The 15,686-nt window shown below is 47.0% G+C and carries 10 protein-coding genes; 8 read left to right on the forward strand and 2 right to left on the reverse strand.

Features of this window, described 5'->3' with window-relative positions:
* The first annotated feature begins 121 nt into the window (after positions 1–121).
* Positions 122–1,180, forward strand: a complete 1,059-nt coding sequence (gene sohB, locus LRP49_RS16120) for a protease SohB (RefSeq protein ID WP_274143336.1) — start codon at positions 122–124, stop codon at positions 1,178–1,180.
* Positions 1,181–1,188: 8 nt separating this feature from the next.
* Complete coding sequence (locus tag LRP49_RS16125) at positions 1,189–1,599, forward strand: DUF805 domain-containing protein (protein ID WP_274143337.1); 411 nt, start codon at positions 1,189–1,191, stop codon at positions 1,597–1,599.
* A 56-nt stretch (positions 1,600–1,655) separates the two neighbouring features.
* Here LRP49_RS16125 and LRP49_RS16130 read toward each other — a convergent pair whose 3' ends face one another.
* Positions 1,656–1,901, reverse strand: coding sequence for a YciN family protein (locus LRP49_RS16130; RefSeq protein ID WP_274143338.1), 246 nt, complete (start codon positions 1,899–1,901; stop codon positions 1,656–1,658).
* Positions 1,902–2,304: 403 nt separating this feature from the next.
* Between LRP49_RS16130 and topA the strand changes: the two genes are divergently transcribed.
* On the forward strand, positions 2,305–4,926 hold the full coding sequence (gene topA / locus LRP49_RS16135; RefSeq protein ID WP_274143339.1) for a type I DNA topoisomerase: 2,622 nt from the start codon (positions 2,305–2,307) through the stop codon (positions 4,924–4,926).
* A gap of 262 nt (positions 4,927–5,188) precedes the next feature.
* Positions 5,189–7,099 (forward strand): methyl-accepting chemotaxis protein, encoded by a 1,911-nt coding sequence (locus LRP49_RS16140; protein ID WP_274143340.1) that lies wholly within the window; start codon positions 5,189–5,191, stop codon positions 7,097–7,099.
* 117 nt (positions 7,100–7,216) lie between these two features.
* On the opposite strand, the gene LRP49_RS16145 is transcribed toward LRP49_RS16140, so the two are convergent.
* Positions 7,217–9,946, reverse strand: a complete 2,730-nt coding sequence (locus tag LRP49_RS16145) for a nitrate reductase (RefSeq protein ID WP_274143341.1) — start codon at positions 9,944–9,946, stop codon at positions 7,217–7,219.
* A gap of 395 nt (positions 9,947–10,341) precedes the next feature.
* Between LRP49_RS16145 and cobA the strand changes: the two genes are divergently transcribed.
* The 4 genes from cobA to LRP49_RS16165 all read left to right on the forward strand — a co-directional run bounded on the left by cobA (position 10,342) and on the right by LRP49_RS16165 (position 15,686).
* Positions 10,342–11,205: a uroporphyrinogen-III C-methyltransferase gene (gene cobA, locus LRP49_RS16150; protein WP_274143342.1), complete on the forward strand. Its 864-nt coding sequence runs from the start codon at positions 10,342–10,344 to the stop codon at positions 11,203–11,205.
* A gap of 12 nt (positions 11,206–11,217) precedes the next feature.
* Positions 11,218–13,773, forward strand: a complete 2,556-nt coding sequence (gene nirB / locus LRP49_RS16155; protein WP_274143343.1) for a nitrite reductase large subunit NirB — start codon at positions 11,218–11,220, stop codon at positions 13,771–13,773.
* Between the two features lie 12 nt (positions 13,774–13,785).
* Positions 13,786–14,115, forward strand: coding sequence for a nitrite reductase small subunit NirD (gene nirD, locus LRP49_RS16160; RefSeq protein ID WP_274143344.1), 330 nt, complete (start codon positions 13,786–13,788; stop codon positions 14,113–14,115).
* Between the two features lie 95 nt (positions 14,116–14,210).
* A complete protein-coding gene (locus LRP49_RS16165; protein WP_274143345.1) occupies positions 14,211–15,686 on the forward strand; it encodes a NarK family nitrate/nitrite MFS transporter in 1,476 nt (491 codons plus the stop codon).

A 15,686-nucleotide genomic window follows, 5' to 3' on the forward strand; every position in this document is an offset into this window, starting at 1 on the left:
AATTCCTTTGAAAACTGCATATTGGCATTGTTTGGGTATAGAATAGGTCACACGGCTAAAAGTAAGTGCCTCAGCCTTTTGAAGGTCGCTTGGATATAAAAGAAAAAACGAGGAACAGAGTTTGGAATTTTTGCTGGATTACGGGCTATTTCTTGCCAAAGTGTTGACGTTTGCCGTTGCAGTTATTGCGGTATTAATTATTGCGAAAAGTGCAGGTGGTAAACAGGGACAAAAGGGTGATCTGGAAATCACTAACTTGACTGAAAATCATAAAGATCTCGTGCATTCAATGGAATCGCATCTTTATGACGAAGCAGCTTTAAAAGCGCGAGACAAAGCGGAAAAGAAAGCGGAAAAAGCCAAGGCAAAAGAAGCAAAAGCCGAGGCAAAGAAAATGACGGATACAGCCTCTTTGGAGTCGAGCCGAAAACCGCATGTGTTTGTGTTGGACTTTAAGGGCAGCATTGATGCGCGTGAAGTCACAGCCCTACGTGAAGAAGTTACCGCGGTTCTATCGGTTGCCAAAGAGGGCGATGAAGTATTAGTGCGTTTGGAAAGCGGTGGCGGTATGGTACATGCGTATGGCCTTGCGTCTTCCCAGCTCGATCGCATTAAACAAGCAGGTATTCCGCTGACCGTTTCTGTCGACAAAGTGGCGGCTAGCGGCGGCTATATGATGGCGTGCGTTGCCGATAAAATTATCGCTGCACCCTTTGCTGTGGTTGGCTCAATCGGCGTCATTGCCCAACTGCCAAACTTCAACAAACTGTTGAAAAAACATGATATTGAGTTTGAGCAACTTACCGCAGGTGAGTTCAAACGTACACTGACTATGTTTGGTGAGAATACCGACAAAGCGCGTGAAAAATTCATGACTGAGTTGGAAGAAACTCACACTTTGTTTAAAGACTTCATTGCTGACCATCGCCCATCTCTGGAGTTGGAGAAAGTCGCGACAGGTGAGCATTGGTTTGGGAATCAAGCTCTGCCGTTGGGCCTGATAGATAGCATTGGCACCAGTGACGATTACTTGGTGTCTGTGGTGAAAGAAAAAGATGTTCTGAGCGTGAAATACGTTCAGCGTAAAAAGCTGGCAGAAAAATTGGCTGGAGCTTCGGCAGATGCGTTAGATCGCGTTCTGCTTAAGTGGATCAGCCGTGGCCAGCGACCAATAGTTTAGGAGTGTAGATGAATCAACTGAAAATGCTGTTTTCCCTTCGTGGACGCATACGTAGGCGAGATTGGTGGCTGTATCAAATACCGTTGCTGATCCTGTGTATCCCTGCGGCCTATGAGCTGATTAATGGCGTGTCTTACGGCATCATCAGCCCGATCGGTCAATACGCAGCGTTTTTTGGGTCGTTAGCTCTCAGTATTAAGAGAATTCAAGACAGAGACTTGAGTTTGTACTGGGCACTAATTCTTGTCGTTCCAATTATTGGAATGATATTTTCGCTCGTCGAACTTGGCCTGAAAGATGGTACGCCAGGACCAAATCGTTATGGTCCAGATCCGAAAGGACGTGGTGGAAAAGACCAAGATGGCAACGGTTCTTCACAAATCAAAAAAGAAAAAGATACCGCGGTATTTGAAGGGTAATTTGCTGAGTGAATAAATGCCACCGAATTGCGGTGGCATTTTTTGTAAGGCATCGATCACTTAATTGTGTATTGCTTTGAAAGCTGATGAGCCAGATACTTAAACATGTTGAATACTAACGTTGTTTTTGGAGTCGGTAGTCCGTTTTCGTCCAAGAAGTACTCACCTTTAAATACCATTACGCCAGCCTTTTCTTCCACTGATTCCGCGTGCATACCTTCTAGGTACTCATCGTGATCTCGGATCATTTGATTGGCGATATTCAGCAGCTCTTCGGCGCTGATCGGGGCTTTCTGTGACATAAATATCTCGAATGCTTAGGTACGAAAAGCGGCAGTATAACGCCTTTGAAAGAAAATGGGCACGTGACATGTAAATTGTTGAATTCGTCACCTTTGGTGAGGCTTAGTGTGAGCCAAGCCAGAAAATTTTGAAGACGAATGGCATATTGCTGTTGGTCAATGGTAATGATTAGCGCGCTTGCAAAAGTGAGACTACGCTAAGCCTCCGGAAGGTCAAGAATACTGTTTACAGATTTTTTACAACTGGAGAAGCAGCAATCAATCAGGGGAAATAATAAAGAAACTGGTTGATATTCCGATCGAGTCGCTCAATATTAAAAAAAGCGTCAGTAGCGTGCCTTAAAGTTTTGCATGCGATTTGAACTACTAAATGAATTTTTAACGCGAGGGCGTATTGGTCACTATGGGTAAATCTCTCGTTATCGTGGAGTCCCCGGCAAAGGCAAAAACGATTAATAAGTATCTGGGCAAAGACTTCATCGTTAAATCGAGTGTAGGTCATGTTCGAGATCTGCCTACCGGCGCCGCACAAGGCGGCAAGAAAGCAACGCCTATCTCAACCAAAGGGTTGAGCACGGAAGACAAAGAACGCATTAAAAAAGACAAAGAGAAAAATGCGTTGATCAACAAAATGGGCGTTGATCCTTATCGCGACTGGAAAGCGAACTATCAAATTCTACCAGGCAAAGAGAAAGTTGTTGCCGAACTACAAGCGTTAGCTGAAAAGGCGGATTACGTTTATCTCGCAACGGATTTGGACCGCGAAGGGGAAGCCATTGCTTGGCACCTGCGGGAAATTATCGGTGGCGACGAAAGCCGTTTCAAACGCGTTGTGTTCAACGAAATTACCAAAAACGCAATCCAACAGGCGTTCCAATCTCCTGGCGAACTGAATATGGATGGCGTAAACGCGCAGCAAGCGCGTCGATTCCTTGACCGTGTTGTTGGCTTCATGGTTTCGCCGCTACTTTGGAAAAAAGTTGCACGTGGTTTGTCTGCAGGTCGTGTTCAGTCAGTAGCGGTAAAACTGCTGGTAGAACGTGAGCACGAGATCAAAGCGTTTATCCCGCAAGAATATTGGGATATTCACTCAGACACTACGACAGCGAGCCAAAACGTGTTGCGTTTGGTGGTTGCTCAGCAAAATCGTGAGGCGTTCAAACCGCTGAACGAAGCGCAAGCAATGGCCGCGACAGATGCGCTGAAAAAGGCGACTTACAAAGTCACTGACCGCGAAGACCGTCCGACGACGAGTAAGCCATCTGCACCTTACATTACGTCAACGTTGCAACAAGCAGCGAGCACCCGTATGGGCTTTGGCGTGAAGAAGACCATGATGCTGGCGCAACGTCTGTACGAAGCAGGTTACATTACCTATATGCGTACCGACTCAACTAACTTGAGCAAAGAAGCCGTTGAATCAGCACGCGCATTTATTGGCGGCGAATACGGTGAAAACTACTTGCCAGGTGCGCCAATCGTTTACGGCTCGAAAGGCAATGCTCAAGAGGCGCACGAAGCAATTCGTCCTTCTAGCATCGATGTGAAAGCTGACGATCTGCAAGGTATGGATCCTGATGCACACCGCCTTTACGATCTCATTTGGCGTCAATTTGTGTCTTGCCAGATGGTGCCAGCGAAATACGACTCAAGCACCATCACTGTGCAAGCCGGTGAGTTCACGCTGAAAGCGAAAGGACGTACGTTACGTTTTGACGGTTGGACTCGCGTACAGCGTCCAATGGGTAAAAACGAAGACACAACGCTTCCACACGTTGATGTGGGCGAGATTCTGTCTCTAGACAAGGTTGACCCTAAGCAACACTTCACGAAGCCGCCAGCGCGCTTTACAGAAGCTGCTTTGGTTAAAGAACTTGAGAAGCGCGGCATTGGCCGACCATCAACTTACGCTGCAATCATTTCGACGATTCAAGATCGTGGTTATGTGCGTGTTGAGCAGCGTCGCTTCTATGCGGAAAAAATGGGTGAGATTGTTTCTGATCGCCTCGATGACAGCTTCGCAGATTTGATGGACTACGATTTTACAGCGCGCATGGAAGGTCAGCTTGACCAAATCGCCATGGGCAATGAAGATTGGAAAAAAGTCCTGAACAACTTCTTCAAAGCATTTACCGACGATTTAGGTAAAGCAGAGCTTGAGGAAGGTGAAGGCGGTATGAAGCCTAACAGCATCGTACTGACGGATATTGACTGTCCTACGTGTGGACGCAAGATGGGTATCCGTACCGCTTCGACAGGCGTATTCCTGGGTTGTTCTGGTTATGCGTTGCCACCAAAGGAACGCTGTAAAACCACGATCAACCTGATGGACGAAGAAGGCATTGTTAACGTTTTGGAAGAAGACGTTGAAACTGCCGCGCTGCGTGCGAAAAAGCGTTGTCCGAAGTGTGAAACGGCAATGGACGCATACTTGATCGACCAATCTCGTAAGCTGCATGTTTGTGGTAACAACCCAAGCTGTGACGGTTACTTGGTTGAGAAGGGCGAGTACAAGCTGAAAGGCTACGAAGGTCCGGTTGTCGAGTGCGACAAGTGTGGTTCTGATATGGTCCTTAAAAATGGCCGTTTCGGTAAATACATGGACTGTACTAGTGAGACATGTAAGAACACACGTAAGATCCTGAAAAACGGCGAAGTTGCGCCACCAAAAGAAGACCCAGTGCATTTCCCAGAGTTGCCTTGTGAAAACTCAGATGCGTACTTTGTGCTTCGTGACGGTGCCTCCGGTCTGTTTTTGGCGGCGAGTAACTTCCCTAAATCACGCGAAACCCGCGCGCCTTTAGTGGAAGAGCTTGCACGTTTCAAAGATCGTTTGCATGACAAGTTTAAATATCTTGCAGATGCACCTTCTGAAGACCCTGATGGTCGTAAGGCAGTGGTTCGCTTTAGCCGTAAGAGCAAAGAAAACTACGTGCGTACAGAAGAAGATGGCAAACCATCTGGTTGGACGGGTTTGTACATTGACGGTAAGTGGGAAATTACCGATAAGCGCAAGAAAAAGTAATTGCACGCGATGAAGATTGAAAAGGCAGCTGAAGAGCTGCCTTTTTTTGTTTATGTATACAAAAATGTAATTAATAAGGTAATTGATATCAGATATTTGCGACCTGCACGATATTTACTTGGGTTGCAACCCTTGTGTTGCCTAATTTTTAATCTTGCAACGAGGGTTCAAATGTCATTACTAAAATTGTGGATTCTCTATAAAAATTAGCTCTTTGTCTTTATATAGTGCCTTTTTAGGTAGCTGTTATATGGAGAGAGTCATGCTATCTCGATTTAAAATTGGCACTCGCATTGTGTTGAGTATATGTACCTTGTTAGTCATTCTAACGGGGGCGGTGTTAGCTGTTGTCTTAACTGAGTTTTCGCAGCTAATAAAAGAGGGAGAGCGTCGCGAGCTAGAAAAGCTGTATTCAGCCGCTATTTCGGAAATTGGGTCGTCTGCCCATTTGGCTGTTGCATTATCGACCGTAGTGGCAAATATGCCTGATGCACAACAGGCGTTTGCAGACGGCGACCGTGACAAACTCAATCAAATAAGCCAGCACGTATTCTTACCGTTAAAACAATCCTTTTCTGTTGAACAATTCCAGTTTCATACGCCACCGGCGACCTCATTTTTGCGTGTTCATCAGCCAACGAAATTCGGTGACGATTTGTCTGGTTTTCGTGAAACGGTTGTTCAGACAAATCGTAATAAAGAGAGCGTTCAAGGCTTAGAAAATGGGGTTGCAGGTCTTGGTATCCGAGGCGTTTCTCCCGTTTTCTATCAAAATGACCATATTGGTTCGATTGAGTTTGGGATGTCATTCGGTCAACCGTTCTTTGAACGATTCCAAGAAAGGCATAACGCGGCAATTGCGTTAATCCTGCCAGACGCCGGCGGTTTCAAGTCTTTTGGAGGTACGTTTCACACGCCCAAGCTAAGCGAGACCGCTTTGCTTTCGAGTATAATGGCGGGTGAAGAGTTTGAAGCTGTCGTTGATCTTGAAAGCATTCCCCATGCGTTGTACATGAAGTCTGTAGAAGATTTCTCAGGTAAACGTTTAGGTGTCTTAGCGATTGCTATGGACAGAACGCATTCCGAGGCTAGCTTGAATGAGATTTCACTTGAACTGACAATGCTAGCGATAATTGGGCTGATTATCGGAATCGTTGTGGCGTTCGTTATTGCACATGGTATCACGAAGCCCATCGTGTCAACGACACGCGCCATGCAGGATATTGCTCAGGGTGAAGGGGATTTAACACAGCGCATCGAGGTGAACAGTCACGATGAAATCGGTGAGCTGTCCACTGCCTTTAATCAGTTTGCTCAAAAGATTCATGGGACTATGCAGCAAGTCCTTGATGCAACTAACACCTTAGCAACGTCCGCAGAAGAAATGTCGAGTATCACAAATGCGAGTCGATCAAGTGCCGCACAACAGCAAGGTGAGACTGAGCAAGTGGCAACTGCGATGAATGAAATGACAGCCACGGTACAAGAGGTTGCTCAACATGCCACGCTAGCCGCAGATGCCGCAGAGCGGGCGAATCAATCTACAGATGCGGGTAGCACCGTGGTCGAACGCGTTATTTCAATGATCGATAACTTGGAAAGTGAAATTCGCGAAACATCAGCCACGATAAATCATCTTGAGCGCGACAGCCAAACAATCGGTTCAGTGCTTGAGGTGATTCGGAATATTGCAGACCAAACTAACCTTTTGGCGTTAAATGCCGCAATTGAAGCGGCGCGAGCGGGAGAGCAAGGTAGAGGATTTGCCGTAGTTGCTGATGAGGTCCGTACGCTTGCGAGTCGCACTCAATCTTCTACTACTGAGATTCAGGGTATCATTGAGGACCTTCAGCAGCAGGCAAAAGCGGCTGTTGAAGTGATGGGCAGAAGTCAAACCACCACAGATGGTTGCGTCGTTGAGGTGAGAAGTGCAGGTGATGCGCTGAATGAAATTCGCAGCGCGGTCTCAGCAATTACAGATATGAATATACAGATAGCAAGTGCTGCAAATGAGCAGTATTCCGTGTCTCAAGAAATTAACCGAAACGTCAACAACATTAACGATGTGGTAGCGCAAGGGACGGAAAGTGCGGCTCAGATTGCTTATGCAGGTGACGAGTTGGCGCAACTTTCAAGCCGACTCCTCAAACTCGTGGGCCAATTTAAGCTTTAACCCTCGTTGGAAATTAGCACTTAGCGTATCGACCATCTTAGAACTAAGGGTGGAAGGTTACGCACATCAAAGCGCCCAATGAAGGCCATTGGGCGTTTTCACCTTATCGTAATACCGCTACCTGCTGGCACAATCAATTTTCAAAGAGGTGTCGTTAAGCAGTTGGTTCACGCAACGCCCCACTTCGGAGATACAGTTTCCGCATCCTTTCCCCGCTTGTGTCATCTCGCAGATCTTTTCTACCGAACATGCACCCTTTTCAAAGAAAGCGGTCTCGATATCTGCCTGTTTCACTTGCTTACAGGTACAAATCGTGGGGGATGGTGCTTTCAGCGTTCCATTGAGAAATGCATGGACATCGGGAAGTGCAAAGTCTGAAGACAGTAATACCGACACATCCGTTTCTATATGCTCGGCTTGTGTGTCGCTAATTACATAGGCCATATTGCTTGACTCAGAGAGCGTGATAACGCCAAGTATGCTGTGCGATTTGCAAGAAACGATCGACGTTCGCTTTTTTTCATGAAGCAGTCTGTTAAATCTCTCATAGACATCCTCCCTCTTCTCCGCAAACTCAAGCCGATAGAGATAGCCACCATCCACTTTTCGTTTCGTCCAGTACTGAGGCTCAATGTCATTGATAAAATCCGAACGTAGTGCGGACGTTAAAGCGACATCCAAGGTTGCTTGGATTGCAAGGGACTTCACTTCTATCGGGGTTGCTTTAAATTCAGGCTGTCCAGAGTAAGGGTCTGTGTTAGCCGGAATGAGCGCATCAACGAGGCCGCCTGATCCGTTTGTTCGGTTCCAGTGGATGGGGGCGAAACATTGGCCGACAGCACTTTTACTGGTCACGTTGACTCTGAAAATCTGAGATGCACATTCACTGAATACTTTTACAAGCTGTTTATCCTTGATACCGCGATCGGACGCATCAAAAGGGTGCATGTCCAGCATGGGTTCAGGATCGTGCAGATTTAGCGCAGCGGAGAGTCCGGTGCGTGTCATTGTGTGCCATTGGTCTCTGATTCGCCCAGTATTCAGCATCAATCCGTACCGTTCAGAGACGGTTGAAGCCGTTGGTTGTAAATCGACAGCGACAAAGCGTGCTTTCCGGTTTGGCGTTGAAAATTGGCCATCCTCGTACAATCTTTCAGCGTCCTTTTCTCGAGACACTGGCCATTGTGTTGGCATTAAGTCGTTATAGGCCTGTGCGGACATTCCAGCAAAACCGCTCAAATTTAACTGCCTGCGTGTGTGTTCCTCGGTATTGGCCAGTTCTGTTTGCTTGGCGTACTCAATAAAAATGTCATGCTCTGTTTGGTAATTAAACGCGCTGTAAAAGCCCATGCGTTTCGCGACTTCGCTGATGATCCACCAATCTGGTTTGGCTTGGCCGGGGGAAGGCATGATTCGTCGTTGACGTGAAATCCGTCGTTCTGAGTTGGTAACTGTTCCGGATTTTTCGCTCCATCCTTGGGCGGGCAAAAGGACGTTCGCATGCTTTGTGGTATCCGTTTCGGCAATGCAATCTGAAACCACAACCATTGGACAATTGGCAAGGATAAGATTAATGCGTTCACTCTCTGGCAAGCTAACGGCGGGGTTGGTTGCCATGATCCAGACAGCTTTAATCTGACCTGACTCTATCGCGTCAAACATATCGATGGCTTTTAATCCCGGTTGTTGTGCCAATGTAGGGCTGTCCCAAAACGTTTGAATAAGGGATGCGTGCTCGGCGTTACCAAACTCCATGTGCGCTGCAAGCGTGTTTGCCAGCCCGCCGACTTCGCGACCGCCCATGGCATTTGGTTGTCCGGTGACTGAAAATGGCGTGCTTCCTGCCTTTCCAATTCGCCCTGTTGCTAGGTGGCAGTTGAGAATGCTGTTTACTTTATCTGACCCGCTCGTCGACTGGTTCACGCCTTGAGAGAAAACGGTGACGGTCCTTGGCGTTATCCGAAACCAATCATAGAAGGTTTCAATGTCTGAGGTTTTTAAGCCAGTGGCCAAAGCCACTGCAGTGATAGTCGAAAAACGCTTGGCTTGTTGAAGAGCTTCATCAAAACCCTCTGTTTGCAGGTCAATATAGTCTCGGTTTACTTGATTTAGTTTTGAAAGGTAAGCCAGCAAACCATTAAACAGGGCAATGTCACTGCCGGGAAACAGAGGAAGGTGGAGGTCCGCAATGTCACAGGAGTTTGTCTCTCTTGGGTCGATGACCACAACCTTCGTGCCTCGTTTCTCCTTTACTGTCTTAAGACGTTGATACAGTACTGGGTGGCACCAAGCGAGATTTGAGCCTGTGAGAACCACCAAATCGGCCAATTCCAAATCTTCATAGTTACCGGGAACACAATCTTCACCAAACGCACGTTTGTGCCCTACAACCGTTGATGCCATGCACAGTCGAGAGTTGGTGTCGATGTTGGCACTGCCGATGAATCCTTTCATCAATTTGTTGGCAACGTAATAGTCTTCAGTTAGCAACTGGCCTGACACATAAAAGGCAACTGAGTCGGGTCCATGTTGTTCAATGATGTCGTTGAACGATGTTGCTACGTGCGTCAAAGCCTGATCCCAGGAAACAGCGTCGCCATTGATTGACGGCTCAAGAAGTCTTCCGTTTGTTGTGACGGTGTCACCTAGGGCAAGTCCTTTTGAGCACAGTCGTCCAAAGTTTGCAGGGTGCGCTTCATCACCGCGCACCTCTAGCTTTCCTTGGGGAGTCATTCTTGCTTCAACACCGCAACCGACACCGCAATATGCGCAGGTGGTTTTTTTCCATGTTGATGTGTTGTTTTGACTCAGTGTGGTTTCTAATTCTGATTTCTTTTGACTCTGCACGTTTGCACCAAATATTTAGCTGAACAGTTCTAACAACATCTTCTGCAACTACTAAGCCAACTTGAAAGATGCGAACAAATATATGGATGCAATTCCCTGTTTATTGAAAAGTTAATAATAAAGTTTGAGAAAAGTTTGAATTCAGAATGGTGCAAATGCATGTTCTTGCACCTTGTGATGAATTTAAATGGTGCGACTTCTGTTTTTTATTGCACTCTATTTGTGCGGAGTGAAGACATGACGCTATTCGTGCAATTGATTAAAAAATTAAAGGAGAAGTCGTTTATTTATACTTAAAACAGCCATTTAATTTTTTTCTTTAGAATTAATTCTGATGTGGCATCCAATTTGCTGATACCTCTTCATCAATTGTTTCGTGAAATTTGGTGGCATGGATGTCCAAGAGGTTTTTAGAAGAGTGCGTGAGCGACGCGCAACCGTCGATATCTCAATGGCGCACGTCAACACGGCGGGCGAGAGGCGGGAGACCAAAAGGACGTGTTGTTTTGGTCGGTGCTGGTCCCGGTGATCCTGAACTGCTGACCATGAAAGCCTATCGATGCATACAAAGTGCTGATGTGGTGGTTTACGACCGTTTAGTTAGCAGTGAAATTGTTGACTTGATTCCAAGCGGCAAAGCTCTGATTTATGTGGGCAAAGCTAAAGGTTTGCACAGTGTCCCGCAAGACAAGATTAACGACATACTCGTGGCTGAAGCGAGCGCAGGTCGCACGGTTTGTCGATTAAAAGGTGGCGATTCTTTCATATTTGGCCGCGGCGGCGAGGAAATGAAAGTGCTGCGAGACGCTGGTGTCAATGTAGAGGTTATTCCGGGCATTACCGCCGCATCTGGCTGCACGAGCTACGCGGGTATTCCTCTGACACATCGTGGTTTGTCACAAGGCTGCACCTTGGTCACTGCGCATGCCGAAAAAGATCTGTCTTCAAACTGGTCAGCCCTTGCTTCTTTGAATCACACCCTCGTTTTCTACATGGGGCTTTCCAAGCTCCAGTTCATCACAGAGAAGCTTATGGCTGAGGGAATGTCTCCTTCAATGCCCATCGCTGTGATCGAAAAAGGCTGCTCGGTCAACCAACGCGTTTTTGTTTCAACCCTGTCTGACGTGTTGACTGCTATTCAAGGAAAGAATCTCGTATCTCCCTCGCTCATTGTTGTGGGCGAGGTGGTTTCGTTGTCTTCAGAACTCAGTTGGTTCGTGACTCAAACTCAAGAAGAAATCGAACAACTGTCGGCATAGGAAGGAATATAAATGGAAAAGTTGCGTATTGTTGTTGTCGGGAATGGCATGGTCGGACACAGGTTTATTGATGAGCTCTGTGACAGAAACACAAACGGTGACTTTGAAATCACCACGTTTTCGGAAGAACCAAGACTTGCTTATGACCGTGTCCAGTTAAGCAGCTTCCTTGCTGGGAATGCAGCAGAAGATTTGATGCTGACGAGCGAAGAAGCCTATGACGAAAAAGGCGTTCACTATTTTCTTAACGAGAAAGTGGTGGCGATTCAACGTGAGAGCAAGTGTGTCGTGACGGACAAAGGTCGTGAAGTTTTTTACGACAAATTGGTGCTGGCAACAGGGTCTTATCCGTTTGTTCCTCCGATTAAAGGAAATGACCAATCGCATTGTCATGTTTACCGCACCATTGAGGATCTAGAAGCGATTCAAGCCTCGGGCGAAACCAGCCAAGTGGGAGTGGTGATTGGCGGTGGCTTACTTGGGCTAGAAGCTGCAAATGCGTTGAAACAGATGGGGGTTGAAACGCATGTGGTCGAGTTTGCGCCGCGTTTAATGGCCGTTCAGTTGGATGAAGGTGGCGGTGAGCTGCTGAAGGAAAAAATTGTAGCCCTTGGCGTGAAGGTCCACACCGAGAAAGCGACGACTGAAATTTTGAGCGGTGATGAATGCCGCTACAAACTGACTTTTGCTGATGGCTCCGCTTTAGAAACCGATCTCGTGGTGTTTTCGGCGGGTATTCGCCCTCAAGATAGCCTTGCGAAAGCGCACGAACTTGAGACAGGTGAACGCGGCGGTATCGTGATTAACGATACCTGCCAAACCAGCGACGCAGATATCTATGCTGTCGGTGAGTGCGCACTTTGGGAAGGACGCATTTTTGGTTTGGTTGCACCTGGCTATCAAATGGCAAAAGTGGCTGTGGCACACATTTGCGATGAAGACGCCGCATTTAAAGGTGCTGACATGAGCACCAAGCTCAAGCTGCTGGGTGTTGATGTGGCAAGTATCGGTGATGCACAAGGCAGCACGCCTGGTGCGCAGTTCTACACCTTTTCCGACGGCATTGAGCAGGTATACAAACGGATCATCGTGTCGGAAGACGGTAAAAAGCTTCTGGGTGCTGTGTTGGTTGGTGACACAGAGAGCTATCCGAACCTTCTGCAAACCATGCTAAATGATTTGCCGTTACCTGAATTTCCTTCTGTGCTTCTGCTTTCTGATGGGGCAACAGAAGCCGATTCCGGGGCGGCAGGTTTGGCGAATCTGCCAGATACCGCGCAGGTGTGTTCGTGTTACGACGTGACGAAAGGCGACATTAAAGAAGCCGTCGCGTCAGGCTGCACCAACATGGCGGATCTGAAAGCGTGTACGAAAGCCTCAACAGGGTGTGGAGGGTGCTCTGCGCTGGCGAAACAAGTGATGGATACTGAGCTCGCTGCATTAGGGCATGAGGTTAACAACGATATCTGTGAACACTTTCACTTCACCCGCCAAGAGCTGGTGGACATTGTTCGCATCACTAAAGCAAAGACGTTTGATGAATTGCTAGACAGTCATGGAGACGGTTTGGGCTGTGATATCTGTAAGCCTGCCATCGGTTCTATTCTTGCGTCTTTCTGGAACGATTACGTGCTGAAAGAAGAGCATATAGGCTTGCAAGACACCAATGATATATACCTTGGGAATATGCAAAAAGACGGGACGTATTCAGTGGTTCCACGTGTTGCAGGTGGTGAAATTACACCGGATAAACTTATAGTTCTTGGGCAGGTAGCAAAGCAGTACAACCTCTACACCAAAATCACTGGCGGACAACGTATCGATTTGTTCGGCGCGCAATTACACGAACTCCCTGAAATCTGGCGTATTCTCGTCGATGCTGGCTTTGAAACGGGCCATGCTTACGGAAAATCAGTACGAACAGTTAAATCCTGCGTGGGTTCTACCTGGTGTCGCTATGGTGTCGATGACAGCGTAGGTTTCGCCATTGATGTAGAGAATCGCTACAAAGGCCTTCGCTCACCTCACAAACTCAAATTTGCGGTTTCGGGTTGTACGCGCGAATGTGCCGAGGCTCAATCAAAAGATATTGGCATTATTGCCACCGAAAACGGCTGGAACCTTTATGTGTGCGGCAACGGCGGAATGCGTCCTCGTCATGCAGACCTTTTTGCGTCGGACTTAGACAGGGAAACCCTGATCAAATATATCGACCGTATTCTGATGTTCTATATCCGCACCGCAGACAGACTGCAACGAACGTCCGTTTGGCTAGAGAACTTGGAAGGCGGATTGGATTACCTGAAACAAGTCGTGATTGAAGACAAGCTCAGTATTGGTGAAGAGTTAGAAAAAGAAATGGCAGCGAGCCTTGGGCAATACCAATGCGAATGGAAGACAACCATTGATTCGCCCGAGAAGCTTAAACGTTTCCGCCATTACATTAACAGCGAATTGGCTGATGAAAGCCTCAAATATCAAACTGTGCGTGGTCAGCGTATTCCGGCGGTTATTGATGTAGCAGATGTCACCTCAGAGCGTATTGATGTCGTCACGGTTGAAGGTTAGGAGGTAAGCACAATGATGCAGTGGAAAACGATTTGCAGGCAGGAAGAATTGATAAAGAACACAGGTGTTTGTGCACGACTAGGGGAAAGCCAAGTCGCGATATTTCTCTGTGGAAGAACGGATAATTTATATGCCATTGATAATTATGATCCTGTAGGAAAAGCCAATGTGCTTTCTCGAGGCATTATCGGCTCAATTGGCGATAAAAGAGTGATTGCATCGCCTTTGTACAAACAGCATTTTTGTCTAGATAGCGGCCAGTGCATTGAAGACGAGGCCGTTTCAATTCCAACGTATCCAATCAGGCGTGAAAACGGAGAAATACAAATCGGTCTGAAATAAAACGTTTAAAACACGCACTGAAAAAATTAAAAGTTATTTTGCTGTGAATTTTTAATTCACGGTACAGGATTTTATTACTTGATGAGGAAGTCGAAATGTCAGGAAGCGAAAAGTTTAAAATCTTTTCTTTTCAGGGAAAGATGAAAATACTCCACCTAAGTTGGTTTGCGTTTTTTATTACGTTTGTCGTGTGGTTTAACTTTGCCCCTCTCTTACAATCCGTAAAGGAATCCCTTGGGTTAACAACAGCAGAAATTAAAACCTTGTTGATACTCAATGTTGCCTTCACCATTCCTGCCCGTGTTTTAGTAGGCATGCTGACGGACAAGTATGGTCCACGTTTGGTCTACTCATTGCTGCTTGCTGTCTGTTCCATTCCCTGTTTTGTTTTTGCCCTCTCAGACAACTTTGTACAGGCAGCTATCGCGAGATTTGCACTGGGTCTAATTGGAGCAGGCTTCGTTATTGGGATCCGTTTGGTGTCTGAATGGTTCCCGCATAACGAGCTTGGCACGGCGGAAGGTATCTATGGTGGCTGGGGTAACTTTGGCTCTGCGGCCGCTGCCTTTACGTTGCCAACCGTTGCCGTGATTTTTGGTGGTGAAAATGGTTGGCGTTATGCAATGGCGATTACAGGCTTTATGAGCTTGTTCTTCTCGGTCGTGTTTTACCGCAATGTTACCGATACCCCTAAAGGCGCGACGTACTATAAACCGAAAAAAGCGGGAGCAATGGAAGTGACGTCAAAAGGCGACTTCTACTTGCTGCTGGTTATGAAAGTGCCAATGTATGCCGCACTTGCTTTGCTTGCGTGGAAACTCTCACCAACAGGTATTGGTATGTTCACTGACAGTACGGTGACCATTATCTATTTGTTGTTGGCTGCTATTTACTTGTTCGATGCCTCACAGGTATGGAAGGTGAACAAGCATGTGTTTGAAAAGCCAGTGCCCGAATTGCATCAGTACAAGTTCAAACAAGTAGCGGTATTGAATGTCCTGTATTTTGCGACCTTTGGCTCCGAACTGGCGGTGGTTTCCATGCTGCCATTGTTCTTTGCTGAAACCTTTGAGTTAACACCGGTTATTGCGGGTATGGTGGCGTCGGCGTACGCCTTCATGAATCTGATGTCTCGCCCTGGTGGTGGTTGGTTATCAGACAAGTTCGGACGCAAACCCACGCTGCTGATTTTAACCGCGGGTCTTGCAGTGGGTTATTTTGTTATGGGGTTGGTAGACAGCGCATGGCCAGTTTGGCTGGCTGTTATAGCGGCGATGGGATGTTCGTTCTTTGTGCAATCGGGCGAAGGTGCGGTGTTTGCAGCAGTGCCGTTGATTAAGCGCAGAATGACAGGGCAAATCGCGGGTATGACGGGGGCCTATGGTAACGTGGGAGCGGTGACATATTTAACGATTCTGTCACTGGTGGAGTACAGCACCTTCTTTTATATCATTGCAGGTACAGCGGTTATTGGCTTTATCACACTACTCTTTATGGAAGAACCATCTGGTCAAATCGCAGAAGTGAATGATGATGGCAGCATTACCATGATTGATGTGGCGAAAGCATAA

Origin of the sequence: Enterovibrio qingdaonensis, from assembly GCF_028683135.1 — a bacterium.
Lineage (GTDB): Bacteria > Pseudomonadota > Gammaproteobacteria > Enterobacterales > Vibrionaceae > Enterovibrio > Enterovibrio qingdaonensis.

What these genes read in the sequence shown, in the direction of transcription:
- LRP49_RS16125 (WP_274143337.1), top strand. Translation starts at nt 1,189, where the DNA reads ATGAATCAACTGAAAATGCTGTTTTCCCTTCGTGGACGCATACGTAGG.
- LRP49_RS16130 (WP_274143338.1), bottom strand. Translation starts at nt 1,901, where the DNA reads ATGTCACAGAAAGCCCCGATCAGCGCCGAAGAGCTGCTGAATATCGCC.
- topA (WP_274143339.1), top strand. Translation starts at nt 2,305, where the DNA reads ATGGGTAAATCTCTCGTTATCGTGGAGTCCCCGGCAAAGGCAAAAACG.
- LRP49_RS16140 (WP_274143340.1), top strand. Translation starts at nt 5,189, where the DNA reads ATGCTATCTCGATTTAAAATTGGCACTCGCATTGTGTTGAGTATATGT.
- cobA (WP_274143342.1), top strand. Translation starts at nt 10,342, where the DNA reads ATGTCCAAGAGGTTTTTAGAAGAGTGCGTGAGCGACGCGCAACCGTCG.
- nirB (WP_274143343.1), top strand. Translation starts at nt 11,218, where the DNA reads ATGGAAAAGTTGCGTATTGTTGTTGTCGGGAATGGCATGGTCGGACAC.
- nirD (WP_274143344.1), top strand. Translation starts at nt 13,786, where the DNA reads ATGATGCAGTGGAAAACGATTTGCAGGCAGGAAGAATTGATAAAGAAC.
- LRP49_RS16165 (WP_274143345.1), top strand. Translation starts at nt 14,211, where the DNA reads ATGTCAGGAAGCGAAAAGTTTAAAATCTTTTCTTTTCAGGGAAAGATG.